We start from the raw sequence: 14,672 nt of genomic DNA, 5'->3' as shown, positions 1-14,672 counted from the left end.
CCATGTCGACCTTCAACACGCCGATCGATTGGGCAACGTGCAGCGCCGAACGCCAGGCCGAGCTGCTGATGCGCCCGGCAATCGCCGCTTCCGACAGCATCACCCGCACGGTGAGCGAGATCCTCGACAACGTGAAGGCCAACGGCGATCGGGCGCTGCGCGACTACAGCGCCCGTTTCGACAAGGCGGACGTCGCCGCGCTGCGCGTCAGCGCCGAGCAGATCGCCGCCGCCTGCGCCCGACTGGGCGATGACATCAAACAGGCGATGGCGGTGGCCGTCGCCAACGTGGACACCTTCCACAACGCGCAGCGACTGCCGCCGGTGGACGTCGAAACGCAGCCGGGCGTGCGCTGCCAGCAGGTGACCCGCCCAATCGACTCGGTGGGCCTGTATATTCCCGGCGGGTCGGCGCCGCTGTTCTCCACCGTGCTGATGTTGGCGACGCCGGCGCGCATCGCCGGTTGCCGCCGGGTGGTGCTGTGTTCGCCGCCGCCGATCGCCGATGAGATCCTGTATGCGGCGCAGCTGTGCGGCGTGCAGGAAGTGTTTCAGGTCGGGGGCGCGCAGGCGATCGCCGCCCTGGCGTTCGGCACCGAAAGCGTGCCGCGCGTGGCGAAAATCTTCGGGCCGGGCAACGCCTTCGTGACCGAAGCCAAGCGGCAGGTCAGCCAGCGTCTCGACGGCGCGGCCATCGACATGCCGGCCGGGCCTTCGGAGGTGCTGGTGATCGCCGACGCCGGCGCCACCCCGGCGTTCGTCGCTTCCGATCTGCTGTCGCAGGCCGAACACGGCCCGGATTCGCAGGTGATCCTGCTGACGCCGGACGCGGCAATGGCGCAGGCAGTGGCCGAAGCGGTGGAAAGCCAGCTGGCCGAGCTGCCGCGCGCCGAGACCGCCCGCCAGGCGCTGGCGAGCAGCCGCCTGATCGTAGCGCGCGATCTGCCTGAGTGCGTGGCCATCAGCAACCGCTACGGCCCGGAGCACCTGATCATTCAGACCCGCAATGCGCGCGAGCTGGTAGACGGCATCACCAGCGCCGGCTCGGTGTTCCTCGGCGACTGGTCGCCGGAGTCCGCCGGCGATTACGCCTCCGGCACCAACCACGTGCTGCCGACCTACGGCTACACCGACACCTGCTCCAGCCTGGGGCTGGCCGATTTTCAAAAACGCATGACGGTGCAGGAACTGACGCCGCAGGGCTTCAGCAACCTGGCCGCCACCATCGAGACGCTGGCTGCCGCCGAGCAGCTGATCGCCCACAAGAACGCCGTGACCCTGCGCGTCGCCGCCCTGAAGGAGCAAGCATGAGCATCGAAAAACTGGCGCGCGCCAACGTTCGCGAGCTGACCCCTTATCAATCGGCGCGCCGCCTCGGCGGTAAGGGCGACGTGTGGTTGAACGCCAACGAATACCCGATCGCGCCCGAGTTCCAGCTGACCGCGCAAACCTTCAACCGCTATCCGGAGTGCCAGCCGGCGTTGGTGATCGAACGCTACGCCGCCTACGCCGGGGTGAAAAAAGAGCAGGTGCTGGTCAGCCGCGGCGCCGATGAAGGCATCGAGCTGCTGATCCGCGCCTTCTGCGAGCCGGGTAAAGACGCCATCTTGTTCTGCCCGCCGACCTACGGCATGTACGCCGTCAGCGCCGAAACCTTCGGCGTGGAGCGCCGCACCGTAGCCGCCAAAGAAGACTGGCAGCTGGATCTGCCGGCCATCGCAGACAGCATGGACAACGTGAAGCTGATCTACGTCTGCAGCCCGAACAACCCGACCGGCAACCTGATCGATCCGGACTCTCTGCGCAACCTGCTGGAGCTGGCCAAAGGCAAGGCGATCGTCGCGGTGGACGAAGCCTATATCGAGTTTTGCCCGCAGGCCTCGGTGGCCGGGTGGCTGAGCGACTATCCGCACCTGGCTATCCTGCGCACGCTGTCGAAGGCCTTTGCGCTGGCCGGCCTGCGCTGCGGCTTTACGCTCGCCAACGAAGATCTGATCGCCCTGCTGCTGAAAGTGATCGCGCCTTACCCGCTTTCGACGCCGGTGGCGGATATCGCCGCGCAGGCGCTGAGCGAAGAAGGTATCCGCACCATGCGCCAGCGCGTCACCGACATTGCCGCCACCCGCAGCTGGCTGCAGCAACAGTTGGAAAAATGCGCCTGCGTCGAGCAGGTTTTCGCCAGCGACAGCAATTACCTGCTGGCCCGCTTCACCGCCTCAAGTAATGTGTTTAAAAGCTTGTGGGATCAGGGCATTATCTTACGAGACCAAAACAAACAGCCCGGGTTGTCCGGCTGCCTGCGCATCACCATAGGCACCCGCGACGAATGTCAACGCGTGGTGGACGCCTTGTCCGCCCTGCCCGGTGCCAACCAGACTCGCCAGGAGCCAATGTGAGCCAAAAAATCCTCTTTATCGATCGTGACGGCACGCTGATCGCCGAGCCACCGGAAGATTTCCAGGTTGACCGCCTGGACAAGCTGGCGCTCGAGCCGGACGTGATCCCTTCCCTGCTGGCGCTGCAACAGGCGGGGTATCAGCTGGTGATGATCACCAATCAGGATGGGCTCGGCACCGCCAGTTTCCCGCAGGAAACCTTCGATCCGCCGCACAACCTGATGATGCAGATCCTCAGCTCGCAGGGCATTCAGTTCGCCGATGTGCTGATCTGCCCGCACCTGCCGGCGGACAACTGCGACTGCCGCAAGCCGAAAACCGCGCTGGTGAAGGGTTACCTCGAACCCGGCGTGCTGAATGCCGCCCACAGCTACGTGATCGGCGATCGACCGACCGACGTGCAGCTGGCAGAAAACATGGGCATCCAGGGGCTGCGCTACCAGCGCGGCGTGCTGGGCTGGAAAGAGATCGTGCGCCAGCTGACGCTGCGCGATCGCCATGCGCGGGTTAATCGCGTGACCAAAGAGACGCAGATCGACGTCAACGTGTGGCTGGATCGCGAAGGCGGCAGCAAGATCAAAACCGGCGTCGGCTTCTTCGATCACATGCTGGATCAGATCGCCACCCACGGCGGCTTCCGCATGGAGATCGACGTCAAAGGCGATCTGTATATCGACGATCACCACACGGTGGAAGACACCGGCCTGGCGCTGGGTGAAGCGCTGAACAAGGCATTGGGCGACAAGCGCGGCATCGCCCGCTTCGGCTTCGTGTTGCCGATGGACGAATGCCTGGCGCGCTGCGCGCTGGATATCTCCGGCCGCCCGCACCTGGAGTACAAGGCCGAGTTCAACTATCAGCGCGTCGGCGATCTCAGCACCGAAATGGTCGAGCACTTCTTCCGTTCGCTCTCTTACACCATGGGCTGCACGCTGCACCTGAAGACCAAGGGCAAAAACGACCACCACCGGGTCGAGAGCCTGTTCAAAGTGTTTGGCCGCACGCTGCGCCAGGCGATCCGCGTCGAGGGCAATACCCTGCCGAGCTCGAAAGGAGTGCTGTGATGAACGTGGTGATTTTGGATACCGGCTGCGCCAACCTGGCCTCCGTCACCTACGCGGTGCGGCGCCTGGGCTATCAGCCGGAGGTGAGCCGCGATCCGGAGATCGTGCTGCGCGCCGACAAGCTGTTCCTGCCGGGCGTCGGCACCGCACAGGCGGCGATGGATCAACTGCGCGAGCGCGATCTGATCGAACTGATCAGGGCCTGCACGCAGCCGGTGCTGGGCATCTGCCTCGGCATGCAGCTGCTGGCGGCCAGCAGCGAAGAGAACGGCGGCGTGACCACGCTCGGCCTCATCGATACGCCGGTCAAGCAGATGACCGACTTCGGCCTGCCGCTGCCGCACATGGGCTGGAACCAGGTGTCCGCGCAGGCGGGCCACCATCTGTTCCGCGGCATCGATGACGGCGCCTACTTCTATTTCGTTCACAGCTATGCGATGCCGATATGCCCCAGCACCATCGCCCAGGCGAACTACGGCGAGCCCTTCACCGCCGCCGTGCAAAAAGACAACTTCTTCGGCGTGCAGTTTCATCCAGAACGTTCTGGAGCGGCCGGCGCACAACTGTTGAAAAACTTTCTGGAGATGTAGGCAGCATGATTATTCCGGCTTTGGATTTGATCGACGGCAACGTGGTGCGTTTGCATCAGGGCGATTACGGCCAACAACGCGACTACGGCAACGATCCGCTGCTGCGCCTGCAGGACTATCAACAACAGGGCGCCCAGGTGCTGCACCTGGTCGATTTGACCGGCGCCAAGGATCCGGCCGCGCGCCAGATCCCGCTGCTGCGCAAGCTGCTGGCGGGGGTTGACGTGCCGGTGCAGGTCGGCGGCGGCATCCGCAACGAGCAGGACGTCAGTGCCCTGCTGGAGGCCGGCGCCACGCGCGTGGTGATCGGCTCCACCGCGGTGAAACAGCCGCAGTTGGTGCAGAGCTGGTTCGAGCGCTACGGCGCCGACGCGCTGGTGCTGGCGCTGGACGTGCGCATCGACGCGCAGGGCGTGAAACGCGTAGCCATTAGCGGCTGGCAGGAGGATTCCGACGCCACGCTGGAACAGGTGGTGGAGCAGTTCCTGCCCTACGGGCTCAAGCACGTGCTATGCACCGACATTTCGCGCGACGGTACGCTGGCTGGGTCCAACGTGGCGCTGTATCAGGAGATCGGCCGCCGTTATCCGCAGGTGGCCTTCCAGGCCTCGGGCGGCATCGGCAATCTGGACGACATCGCCCAGCTGCGCGGCAGCGGCGTTGCCGGCGTGATCGTGGGGCGCGCCCTGCTGGAAGGTAAATTTAGCGTTGAGGAGGCGATCGCATGCTGGCAAAACGGATAATCCCGTGCCTGGATGTTAAAGACGGGCAAGTGGTGAAAGGCGTGCAGTTCCGCAACCACGAAATCATCGGCGACATTGTGCCGCTGGCGCAGCGCTATGCGCAAGAAGGTGCGGACGAGCTGGTGTTTTACGATATCACCGCCTCGAGCGACGGCCGGGTGGTGGACAAAAGCTGGGTATCGCGCGTGGCGGAGGTGATTGATATCCCGTTCTGCGTCGCCGGCGGCATTAAAAGCGCCGAGGACGCCAGCCAGATCCTGTCTTTCGGCGCCGACAAGATTTCAATCAACTCGCCGGCGCTGGCCGATCCTGAGCTGATTAGTCGCCTGGCGGAACGCTTCGGCGTGCAGTGCATCGTGGTAGGCATCGACACCTGGTTCGACAGTGAAACCGGCAAGTATCACGTCAACCAATATACCGGCGATGAGAGCCGCACCCGCATCACCCAGTGGGAAACCCTCGACTGGATACAGGAAGTGCAGCGCCGCGGCGCCGGTGAGATCGTGCTGAACATGATGAACCAGGACGGCGTGCGCAACGGTTACGATCTGCAGCAGCTGCGCCTGGTGCGCGAGGCCTGCAAGGTGCCGCTGATCGCCTCCGGCGGCGCGGGCACCATGGAGCACTTCCTGGAAGCGTTCCGCGATGCGGACGTCGACGGCGCGCTGGCGGCGTCGGTGTTCCACAAACAAATCATCAATATCGGCGAACTGAAAAGGTTCCTGGTTGAACAAGGCGTGGAGATTCGCGTGTGCTGACAGAACAACAGAGAAACCAGCTGGACTGGGAAAAAACCGACGGTCTGATGCCGGCCATCGTGCAGCACGCCGTTTCCGGCGAAGTGCTGATGCTGGGTTACATGACGCAGGAAGCGCTGGCGACCACCGAGCAGAGCGGTAACGTCACCTTCTTCTCACGCACCAAGCAGCGTCTGTGGACCAAGGGTGAAAGCTCCGGCCATTTCCTCAAGGTGGTCAGCATTACGCCGGACTGCGATAACGACACGCTGCTGGTATTGGCCAACCCGATCGGCCCGACCTGCCACCTCGGCAACAGCAGCTGCTTCCACCCGGCCGCCAGCGACTGGACGTTCCTCTATCAGTTGGAGCAGCTGTTGGCGGAGCGCAAGCACGCCAGCCCGGACAGCTCGTACACCGCCAGCCTGTATACCAGCGGCACCAAGCGCATCGCGCAGAAAGTCGGGGAGGAAGGCGTGGAAACCGCGCTGGCCGCCACGGTCAACGATCGCGAAGAGCTGACCAACGAAGCTTCGGACCTGATCTATCACCTGCTGGTGCTGCTGCAGGACCAGGATCTGGATCTGAGCGCGGTGATCGGCCGGCTGCGCGAGCGGCATCAGAAAAAAGCGTGACGTTAAATTACACGCAATAAAAAAGCCGCCGGGCGTTAACCTCGGCGGCTTTTTTTATCGCTCAACGAGCGGGCTTATTCCATCCATTCGGTATGGAACACGCCTTCCTTGTCGATGCGTTTGTAGGTGTGCGCGCCGAAGTAGTCGCGCTGCGCCTGGATCAGGTTCGCCGGCAGCACCGCGGAACGGTAGCTGTCGTAGTAGGCGATCGCAGCGGAGAAGGTTGGCGTAGGGATACCGTTCTGCACGGCATAAGCCACCACGTCACGCAGCGCCTGCTGGTATTCGTCGGCGATTTGCTTGAAGTATGGCGCCAGCAACAGGTTGGCGATATCGGCGTCCGCCGCATACGCGTCGGTGATCTTCTGCAGGAACTGGGCGCGGATGATGCAGCCGGCGCGGAAGATCTTGGCGATTTCGCCGTAGTGCAGATCCCAGTTGTTTTCTTTAGACGCGGCTTTCAGCTGAGAGAAGCCCTGTGCGTAGGACACGATCTTGCCCAGATACAGCGCGCGACGCACTTTCTCGATGAATTCGGCTTTGTCGCCGGTGAACGGCGCCACTTTCGGGCCGGTCAGCACTTTAGAGGCAGCAACGCGCTGATCTTTCAGCGAGGACAGGTAGCGTGCGAACACCGATTCGGTGATCAGAGACAGCGGTTCGCCCAGATCCAGCGAGCTCTGGCTGGTCCACTTGCCGGTGCCTTTATTGGCGGCTTCGTCCAGGATCACATCGACCAGGTATTTACCCTCTTCGTCTTTCTTGGTGAAGATGTCTTTGGTGATGTCGATCAGGTAGCTGTTCAGCTCGCCCTTGTTCCACTCGGCGAAGGTTTCGGCCAGCTGCTCGTTGCTCAGGTTCAGCGCCTGCTTCAGCAGAGAATAGGCTTCGGCAATCAGCTGCATGTCGCCGTATTCGATACCGTTGTGCACCATTTTCACATAATGGCCTGCACCGTCTGCGCCGATGTAGGTCACGCAAGGCTCGCCTTCCGCAACCGCAGCGATTTTCTTCAGGATTGGCGCCACCAGCTCGTAAGCTTCTTTCTGGCCGCCAGGCATGATGGAAGGCCCTTTCAGCGCGCCCTCTTCACCGCCGGAAACGCCGGTGCCGATGAAGTTGAAGCCCTGGTCGGACAGTTCGCGGTTACGACGGATGGTGTCCTGATAGTAGGTGTTGCCGCCGTCGATCAGAATATCGCCCTTGTCCAGGTGCGGAGTCAGCGAGGCAATGGTTTTATCCGTCGCTTCGCCCGCTTTCACCATCAGCAGGATGCGGCGCGGTTTTTCCAGCGATTCAACAAACTCTTCAACGGTGTAATACGGCGCCAGGTTTTTGCCCGGGTTCTCAGCGATCACTTCGTCAGTTTTGTCGCCAGAACGGTTGAAAATGGAAACGGTGTAACCACGGCTCTCGATGTTCAGCGCGAGGTTGCGGCCCATTACCGCCATGCCGACAACGCCGATTTGTTGCTTGGACATTTAGGAACTCCTGTCTGAGATAATTACTACATTGTAATCATATAGTTATACAACATAGTAGGGATGCATTGCTTTATTGTACATGATTATTCCTAAGCATGTACCTATCGCAGCCATAACAATCTTTACAAAATCACGCACAGTTGGCAGCTAAGTATACGTCCTGAGCTCATTGCTACATTACCGGTAACATTGCAGAAAAGAAAAGGTTCGGATGTGCGGTCTGCCGCATCATGCCAACGGCTAAAAATCAACCAGAATATGTGGACCAAGATGAGGATACCGCATCGCCTAACCTGCACCACCCCCTCGGAAGAAACCATCCAATGACGCGCCACGCTTGCATTTTGGCCTGTAATCCTACAATTCCTAGCAATTGCACATATCTCATTTGAATATGTCATCACTGGTTACTAGGAACAGACTGAAACCCTGAAAATCCAGAGGCATTACAAGTGATTTGGTGGTAGGATAATAAAGGTTTTCTAGCCTATTTTTGCTGAAAATAGTTTCAGCATATAAATGAAAACCGACACCCCCTACCCTCTATTGGTTCTCGCTTACCAAGGGCGGTAGCGTGCTTTTTTAGGCTGAAAACGCTTATGCAGAGCAATGTTCAGCCTAAAAATCAGGCAACCTGTATGCAGGGAATTCAGTGTTCACTTCTGTTTCATCGAGAAATGCGATGTTTTTTTGCCGAAGTGAACGCATCGAAAAACAAAAGAAAATCTTATATATCACTAATGTGTTCCGCGGCATTACAGTAAGATAGAAACACGCTGGACAATAGCCCGCGGTAATACCATGCAGGTTGCGCGGGGATGAAACAGATTCTGTTTACGATATGAAAATCTCCGAGAGAAAATGTTGGCGTATTTTCCATGGAGTGCTTACGGAAACCTGTGTTTAGCCCTATAGCTATTTTCACACCCTCCGTCATATCAATAACGCATCCGTTCCACATGATTATATTGCGAAGAAAGTTAAACCATGACGTCAAAAAAGTTAATCAATAGCCTAGGTGTTAAATGAATATTTTCTCTATTCTTGTTAAGACTTTTTATCGGTGTCTTCATACACTTGCCACCAATAAGAATCTTGTTATTTCACTTTCTAAACGGGAAATCGGCAGTAAATACAAAGGGTCATTTATCGGGCTTCTTTGGTCGTTTATTAACCCAGTATTGATGATGGTGATTTATACCTTCGTTTTCAGCGTTGTATTCAAAATCCGCTGGAGTGCTGGAGTCGATTCCAAAGGAGAATTTGCGTTAGCATTATTCATTGGTTTGATTTTCTTCGGGCTTTTTTCTGAATGCATTAACCGCGCTCCTTCATTGATTGTTAATAATGTCAACTATGTTAAGAAAGTTGTTTTCCCAGTTGAAACACTGCCGCTCGTATCTTTGCTGACCGCGCTGTTTCAAATGGTGATCAATTTGATCGTCTGGTTGTTATTTTATGTGGCGATTGTTGGACTCCCTAACTGGCACATTCTATGGTTACCGGTGATTATTGCGCCATTCCTTATGATGGTCCTGGGCGTATCCTGGTTCCTCTCATCACTGGGTGTTTACTTGAAAGACATCGCACAAGTCGTTGGCGTGCTCACCATGATTCTGATGTACCTTTCGCCGATATTCTATCCGATTTCCATGCTGCCTGACGCGTATCACATCTTCATGCAACTCAGCCCATTGACTTACGTGATTGAGCAAGCGAGGGATTGCATGATGCTCGGCAAGAATATCGTCTGGGGCAGTTGGGGCATTTACACCCTCACCTCGTTCGTCATCATGCTGTTAGGTTATGGTTGGTTTATGTTCACGCGTAAAGGGTTTGCCGATGTCATCTGAATTCGCAATTTCAGTCAAAAATATTTCGAAACGCTTTGAAATGTACGCAAACCCAAAGCATCGCTTATATCAGATGCTCTCGTTTGGTCGCCGTACGTTTTTCAAAGAGTTCTGGGCATTAAATGGCGTCACTTTTGACGTTAAGCGCGGAGAAACGCTTGGCATTTTAGGCCGTAATGGCGAAGGCAAAAGTACCCTGCTGCAAATTATTGCCGGCACCTTGACGGCCACTTCTGGTAGCGTCGAAGTCAATGGTAAACTGGCTGCACTTCTGGAACTCGGTGCAGGCTTTAATCCCGAGTTCACTGGTCGTGAAAACGTGTACCTGAGCGGCATTATCCTCGGTATGACGCGCGGCGAAATGGATCAGAAATTTCCCGAAATCGAAGCTTTTGCCGACATCGGCGAACATATCGATCAGCCGGTCAAAACCTACTCCAGCGGGATGTATGTACGCCTGGCTTTCGCCGTTCAGGCTTGTATAAAACCCGAAGTGCTAATCGTAGATGAAGCACTGTCGGTCGGTGATGAGAAATTCCAACGCAAATGCTTCGATTATATCGAATCGCTGCGTGCGCAAGGATGTTCAATTATCCTGGTGACGCATTCCACGTCGACCGTTGAGAAGTTTTGTCAGCGTGCCATTTTGTTGCGAAAAGGTCGGGTAGAGGCCATCGGTAGCGCCAAAGAAATCATCGACCAATACCATGCCCTGCTGTACTCAGATGAAAAAACTTACCTGCGCTATCTGAATAACATTGCTAAAAATACCAACAAATCCGCCGACACCCCCGTGAAGGACGGCCAAGACAGCGTCGCCAGCCCTGAGGACTCAATCGCGGAACAAGCCGAAGCGCAAGCAGAAGGCGAACTGACCAGCGGCGCACTCATTGAAAGTTGGATTATAAAAGATATACACGATCAGCCATGTGATCTTTTCCGCATTAGAGAAAAGGCCATCATTAGCTTCGACATTAGCGTGTTTGGGCCGATAGAAGAGCTGCAAGCCGGCTTGGTCATTAAGACCGTTGAAGGCATCACGGTATTTGGCACCAGTACCTTATACCATAAAAAAAATATCCATGATGCTAAAGGCGGCGATATTCTTAGGGCAACGTTTGAACTTGACCTGGCTCTGTGCGAGGGTAGCTATTTTGTTTCATTAGCTATTGCCAACTCCATCAGCCACGCCGATATGTCCTATCTTGATAAGAAAACCGACGTGATCGTCCTTAAGGTCATAGAGCCTCGTACAACAATGTCAGGTATTGCTGCCTTGCCTGTTTCGTTATCACTCGAAAAGTGGTCAGGAGAATATGAATAAATCGATACTTATCATAACTCAGTATTACTCTATCGGCGGGTTGGAGACCTATATCGACACCCAGGTAAAGGATCTGGTTGCCCAAGGTTATCAGGTACACCTTATGTCCGCCGCTGTCGCAGACTCGACACTGTTGCCCGAAGAGCTGAGCTCATACCACGAAAATGCCGATTTGAATATAGGCTCTATCGGTCAGCTCAGCCAGGCGATCGATTCGATACGTCGAGTAATTAAAGAGAAGAATATTGATCTCGTTCATGTTCACCCCTTTGACTGTATTTTCCCCGCAGTGATTGCTGCAGATTGTGAGAAAGTTCCTTCACTGTTGACGCTGCATGGGCCGTTGTCCCTGCAACATTTCACCAAGAACATTTATAACCAAGCGCTGGCCATTTATTTTTTAAAGACGTTGCAAACAATATTTTGCGTGTCTCAAGAAACAGCGGACCAACTGGCGGAAATTATCGACCATCCTTCGGTCATGATCATTCCTAATCTAATCAATGATAACCAAGTCCAAAACGCAAAGATAGAGAGCGCTGAGAATAAAAACTGGTTGATCGCGAGTAGATTAGACAGCGACAAATCCGATGGTATTATAAGCTTCATCGACTTCGCTAGTCGCTGCGAATCAATAGATGGCTTGGATATTTATGGGGCCGGTGATCATGAACACCTAATCAGAACTTATGTCAGCGATAACGATTACAGCGACTGGGTTAATTTTAAAGGTACCGTTAGCAACATTCCCGCCGTGATGAAAAACTATGCCGGCTTTGCAGGTATGGGACGTGGCGTACTTGAGGCGGGGTTTAGTCATATCCCTATCTGCCTCGTAGGATATGACGGCATCAAAGGAATACTTGATGATGAACTCTTCAAGCAAGCCGCCTATTGCAATTTTTCAGGCAGGAACCTGAGCAATGTCGACGAAGAGCAACTCATTGCCGAGTTTTCCAGCGCCCGCCCTATTTCTCCATCTTTGCTCAACCACCACCAAAGTAAAGGTCGATGGAGTCAGATTTTCGAAAGCTTGCCGACTCCTGATAAAGAAAGATATGACAACAGCGATTCATTAAGTCTTTATCAAAAATTAGCAGAAGCATCTACATCGCAGAACGACGAAAACTATTTATACACTAACGAATTTATTACTACCATTTTTAAAACGGTAGCAAATCGTTTATTAGAAAGCCGCGCTATTACAACTGCGCACGATGAAATTTTAACCGAGAACGTCGGAATGAAAAATAAACTCGATAAGGAAATGGGTGCTCTTCAGAGTAGTACAGACATTCCCCCTAATGCCGAGCAGTCTGTGATGGCAAAATTAAGTGCAATAGAGAAGCAAAATCAATCGTTGCAACAAGACGTTAAATCTCTGGTTCAACTCTTGACCTCTATGGCGGAACAGCAAAACCAGCATACGCAAACCCAGGCACAAGCCGTGGGAGCAAGCTCGATGCAAAAGATCAGATATTGGTTACAGCTCGCCGGCCAGGCTGCCACCAGGCCTGAAAAACGTTATGAGTTAGCTAAAACTCTTTACTGGAAACTTCCCGAGCCTCTGAGAGTAAAACTACACTCACAACGCCATCGCTACGTGCAAAAGTATTTTCAGTACCGCTGCGATGCTGCTGCAACCGAAATTACAGCCCCAGAAAACTTGCCTGCATGGCTCCTCGAGCTGAACAAAGCGGAAAAAGTCGTCTTTATTCCTTGTAGTTTTGAATTTGACGAATTAGTTAACCAACGTCCGATTAATGCGGCAAAATATTTTGCTGAAAAAGGGTATAAAGTTATTTTTATCGCCTGGCAATGGACACCACAGGAGTCTTTATCAAAAGGTTGCTCACAGGTGTGGAAAAACGTTTACCAAGTGCCTTTGTATGAATTCGTCAATCAAACCAAACAATGTAATTTAAATGGCAAAACAGCGCTATTCATCATTACTCTGCCGGCGCAGGTATTTATACCAGCCATCTACGATTTCAGAATGCAAGGCTGCCACATTGCTTACGACATCATGGATGAGTGGGAGTGCTTCAATCAAGTTGGCCAAGCACCTTGGTATCTGCGAGAAGCGGAAGAAACTATCGTTTTGCAAAGTGATTATGTATGCGGTGTTGCTCCATCATTGCGCGATAAATTCGCCACACTTCGAAGCGATATTGAGGTGATCGGCAACGGCTACTCAGAAAATGTATTGGGCGATACACGCAATATTGCACAAAGTACCTCCAATAAAGTGGGCTACTTCGGCCATCTTACGGATTCTTGGTTTGACTGGGAGATCATCTTTAAACTGGCCGAACATTACCCTCAGCATCATTTTGAAATTATTGGTTATGGTGAGCCTGAGTGGGTTATCGAAAGAGTGAAAAAATTTGCCAACATCGTGCTGATTGGTAAAGTGATGCCGAAAGATCTCCATCAATATGTTAAAGAATGGTCGATCGGGTTGATCCCATTCAAAAGCGGTGAGCTTGCCCAGGCGGTAGACCCTATAAAAATATATGAATACCTTTATTTTGGTCTGCCTACGTTGGTAACAGGCATCGAACATATCAAACGCTACCCAATGACTTATTTTTCCGATGGCAGTGATATCATTGAGATGTTCAAGAAAACACTAAGTTGCGAGCGACTTTCTTCCGAACTTGAAACATTCTTGCAAGAAACAACCTGGGCAGCCAGATTCAAAAAAATGGAATCTGATATTTTGAATAAAAATGGAATTGGGGAGCTTTATGCTTCGTAAAATAGCATTCATCTATCCTTGGGCTACGCACGGTGGTGTTGAAAAGGTCATGTTGACCCGAGCAAAGCTGCTCAATGATACAGGAGTTTATCAGATTGACGTCCTCTTTACTCACGACTCAGGTGCAGCTAAAGCTATTACCTCCGCTCTCTCTGATTGTAAAAACGTCAATGTAAAAATAGTCAATCTGAATTATCTGCAAGAGCAGAGTTACCACTATATATTCTGTATCGATTTCCCTGCAGCGCTTGAGTTTTGCCATGCAAAGCAGCTTAAATACTTTGCAGAGTGCCATACGCCTTATAAGGATAATAGAGCCTATCTGAACAACATCCCGGAAAGTTGTTTGGCGATACTATGTCCTTCAAATTTATTCATGGAACAACTTGAACCTGAATTGAAGAAAGCGCCCTGCCAGCTACTACTGCTGCGGAATTTTGTTCCGTGGGATCATATATCTCATGAGGCGGATAGTATTCCAACGTTACCACGCTGGTCGAGAAGGCCTATCCTCTTTTTGGGACGTATGGATAAGTTAAAAAATCCACTAGAACTATTAGATGCATTTGTTTCTCTGAAGGCACGTAATCCTGAAGAATATATGCTTCTTCTGTGCGGTCCGCAATCTTCTGAGATCGACATCAATGCCGAGTTAGCGAGCCGAGGCCTGATTGGCGATTCCGTCGTCTTACCGCCAGTGCCATTTTTAAAAGTTGATAAGCTTCTCATCGCGGTCTCTCAGGCAAATGGCATATTTATTTCACCTTCAACAGGGGAATCTTTTGGGCTATCCGCTTCAGAAGCCATTTGTTCCGATATACCTGTAGTCTTATCCGATATCGAAGCACACTGCTATTTAGTGGCGCCGCGAGAGAAAGACTTCACCTATCCGCTGCATGGCGCTCGTCAATTGTCAGAAAAAATAGAGTTTATTTCTGATAACTATGCACAGTCCAAAACATCACTATCCGAACTTAAAGATAAGTTTTCAGCTCATGCCTTTATGAGCGATTGGGACGAATTGCTTCGCAGACACTGATTCCGATCACCCCATGCTGATTTTATTTTCAGAATGGGGATTTTAAT

At 53.7% G+C, this 14,672-nt stretch carries 12 protein-coding genes; 11 read left to right on the top strand and 1 reads right to left on the bottom strand.

Going from position 1 to position 14,672, the window contains the following annotated elements; translation table 11 throughout:
• Positions 1-2: 2 nt before the first annotated feature.
• From hisD to hisIE, 7 genes are read left to right on the top strand one after another with little or no spacing between them, the layout of a single operon-like run.
• On the top strand, positions 3-1,310 hold the full coding sequence (gene hisD, locus V8N38_RS07880; protein WP_060440329.1) for a histidinol dehydrogenase: 1,308 nt from the start codon (positions 3-5) through the stop codon (positions 1,308-1,310).
• Entirely contained in the window at positions 1,307-2,395 is a 1,089-nt protein-coding gene (gene hisC / locus V8N38_RS07875) for a histidinol-phosphate transaminase (RefSeq protein WP_033646737.1), read from the top strand. Before hisD ends, hisC begins: the two co-directional genes overlap by 4 nt.
• On the top strand, positions 2,392-3,459 hold the full coding sequence (gene hisB, locus V8N38_RS07870; protein WP_033637767.1) for a bifunctional histidinol-phosphatase/imidazoleglycerol-phosphate dehydratase HisB: 1,068 nt from the start codon (positions 2,392-2,394) through the stop codon (positions 3,457-3,459). Before hisC ends, hisB begins: the two co-directional genes overlap by 4 nt.
• Complete coding sequence (hisH, locus tag V8N38_RS07865; RefSeq protein ID WP_004938803.1) at positions 3,459-4,049, top strand: imidazole glycerol phosphate synthase subunit HisH; 591 nt, start codon at positions 3,459-3,461, stop codon at positions 4,047-4,049. Before hisB ends, hisH begins: the two co-directional genes overlap by 1 nt.
• Before the next feature lie 5 nt (positions 4,050-4,054).
• Positions 4,055-4,792, top strand: coding sequence for a 1-(5-phosphoribosyl)-5-[(5-phosphoribosylamino)methylideneamino]imidazole-4-carboxamide isomerase (gene hisA / locus V8N38_RS07860; RefSeq protein ID WP_060421534.1), 738 nt, complete (start codon positions 4,055-4,057; stop codon positions 4,790-4,792).
• Complete coding sequence (hisF, locus tag V8N38_RS07855) at positions 4,774-5,550, top strand: imidazole glycerol phosphate synthase subunit HisF (protein WP_060440332.1); 777 nt, start codon at positions 4,774-4,776, stop codon at positions 5,548-5,550. Before hisA ends, hisF begins: the two co-directional genes overlap by 19 nt.
• Positions 5,544-6,164 (top strand): bifunctional phosphoribosyl-AMP cyclohydrolase/phosphoribosyl-ATP diphosphatase HisIE, encoded by a 621-nt coding sequence (hisIE, locus tag V8N38_RS07850; RefSeq protein WP_147839514.1) that lies wholly within the window; start codon positions 5,544-5,546, stop codon positions 6,162-6,164. The genes hisF and hisIE overlap by 7 nt, the downstream gene beginning before the upstream one ends.
• A 74-nt stretch (positions 6,165-6,238) precedes the next feature.
• On the opposite strand, the gene gndA is transcribed toward hisIE, so the two are convergent.
• Positions 6,239-7,645, bottom strand: coding sequence for an NADP-dependent phosphogluconate dehydrogenase (gene gndA / locus V8N38_RS07845; RefSeq protein ID WP_060440334.1), 1,407 nt, complete (start codon positions 7,643-7,645; stop codon positions 6,239-6,241).
• Positions 7,646-8,673: 1,028 nt separating this feature from the next.
• Here gndA and V8N38_RS07840 point away from each other — a divergent pair.
• From V8N38_RS07840 to V8N38_RS07825, 4 genes are read left to right on the top strand one after another with little or no spacing between them, the layout of a single operon-like run.
• A complete protein-coding gene (locus V8N38_RS07840) occupies positions 8,674-9,501 on the top strand; it encodes an ABC transporter permease (protein ID WP_084826527.1) in 828 nt (275 codons plus the stop codon).
• Entirely contained in the window at positions 9,491-10,825 is a 1,335-nt protein-coding gene (locus V8N38_RS07835; protein WP_084826528.1) for an ABC transporter ATP-binding protein, read from the top strand. Before V8N38_RS07840 ends, V8N38_RS07835 begins: the two co-directional genes overlap by 11 nt.
• Positions 10,818-13,586 (top strand): glycosyltransferase family 4 protein, encoded by a 2,769-nt coding sequence (locus tag V8N38_RS07830; RefSeq protein WP_147839515.1) that lies wholly within the window; start codon positions 10,818-10,820, stop codon positions 13,584-13,586. Before V8N38_RS07835 ends, V8N38_RS07830 begins: the two co-directional genes overlap by 8 nt.
• On the top strand, positions 13,576-14,625 hold the full coding sequence (locus V8N38_RS07825; RefSeq protein ID WP_089185737.1) for a glycosyltransferase family 4 protein: 1,050 nt from the start codon (positions 13,576-13,578) through the stop codon (positions 14,623-14,625). The genes V8N38_RS07830 and V8N38_RS07825 overlap by 11 nt, the downstream gene beginning before the upstream one ends.
• The last annotated feature ends 47 nt before the right edge of the window (positions 14,626-14,672 follow it).

Source organism: Serratia nevei (assembly GCF_037948395.1).
Lineage (GTDB): Bacteria > Pseudomonadota > Gammaproteobacteria > Enterobacterales > Enterobacteriaceae > Serratia > Serratia nevei.
This window is presented reverse-complemented; position numbering and strand designations above follow the sequence as displayed.

Bases quoted from the DNA above. Each gene is read 5' to 3' on its own strand.
- V8N38_RS07830 (WP_147839515.1), top strand. From the start codon at position 10,818: ATGAATAAATCGATACTTATCATAACTCAGTATTACTCTATCGGCGGG.
- V8N38_RS07825 (WP_089185737.1), top strand. From the start codon at position 13,576: ATGCTTCGTAAAATAGCATTCATCTATCCTTGGGCTACGCACGGTGGT.
- hisF (WP_060440332.1), top strand. From the start codon at position 4,774: ATGCTGGCAAAACGGATAATCCCGTGCCTGGATGTTAAAGACGGGCAA.
- hisA (WP_060421534.1), top strand. From the start codon at position 4,055: ATGATTATTCCGGCTTTGGATTTGATCGACGGCAACGTGGTGCGTTTG.
- hisH (WP_004938803.1), top strand. From the start codon at position 3,459: ATGAACGTGGTGATTTTGGATACCGGCTGCGCCAACCTGGCCTCCGTC.
- hisC (WP_033646737.1), top strand. From the start codon at position 1,307: ATGAGCATCGAAAAACTGGCGCGCGCCAACGTTCGCGAGCTGACCCCT.
- gndA (WP_060440334.1), bottom strand. From the start codon at position 7,645: ATGTCCAAGCAACAAATCGGCGTTGTCGGCATGGCGGTAATGGGCCGC.
- hisD (WP_060440329.1), top strand. From the start codon at position 3: ATGTCGACCTTCAACACGCCGATCGATTGGGCAACGTGCAGCGCCGAA.
- V8N38_RS07835 (WP_084826528.1), top strand. From the start codon at position 9,491: ATGTCATCTGAATTCGCAATTTCAGTCAAAAATATTTCGAAACGCTTT.
- V8N38_RS07840 (WP_084826527.1), top strand. From the start codon at position 8,674: ATGAATATTTTCTCTATTCTTGTTAAGACTTTTTATCGGTGTCTTCAT.